The 540-nt window shown below is 78.5% G+C and carries 1 protein-coding gene; it reads right to left on the bottom strand.

Annotated features, from left to right (window positions below):
• Positions 1-540: KR domain-containing protein (locus GTW08_RS26485; protein WP_161152683.1), on the bottom strand; the 540-nt coding region annotated here is incomplete at both ends.

Raw genomic sequence — 540 nt, 5'->3', positions numbered from 1 at the left:
CCGGCCCCGGCGGCGAACCGGGCGGCGACGGCGAACCGGTCGCCCCGGGCCAGGGCGGTGTCGAACAGGGCGAGGCCCTGCGCGGGCTGCAGCGGCGGCATCCCGGACCGTTCGTGCCGCTCCCGTTCGGCGGCGTCGAGGGTGCCGGTCATGCCGGCGTCGGCCGACCACGGCCCCCAGGCCAGCGAGAGCCCGGGCAGGCCGTGTGCCGCGCGATGCGCGGCGAGCGCGTCGAGCAGGGTGTTGGCGGCCGCGTAGTTGCCCTGGCCGGGGCCGCCGGTGATCCCGGCGACCGAGGAGTACAGGACGAACGCGGCCAGCGGCAGGTCCCGGGTGGCCTCGTGCAGGTGCCACGCCGCGTCGGCCTTCGGCCGCAGTACCCGGTCCATCCGGGCGGCGTCCAGCGAGCCGACGGTGGCGTCGTCGAGTACCCCTGCGGTGTGCACCACCGCGGTCAGCGGGTGGGCGGCCGGCACGGCGCCGACCAGCTCCGCGACCGCCGCCGGGTCGGCGACGTCGCAGGCCGCGAGGGTGACCTCG

It is taken from the genome of Pseudonocardia sp. SID8383, from assembly GCF_009864975.1.
In the GTDB taxonomy this organism is placed as follows: Bacteria; Actinomycetota; Actinomycetes; order Mycobacteriales; family Pseudonocardiaceae; genus Pseudonocardia; species Pseudonocardia alni.
Note: the sequence above shows the minus strand (reverse complement) of the source record. Positions and strands in the feature narration are given on the sequence as shown.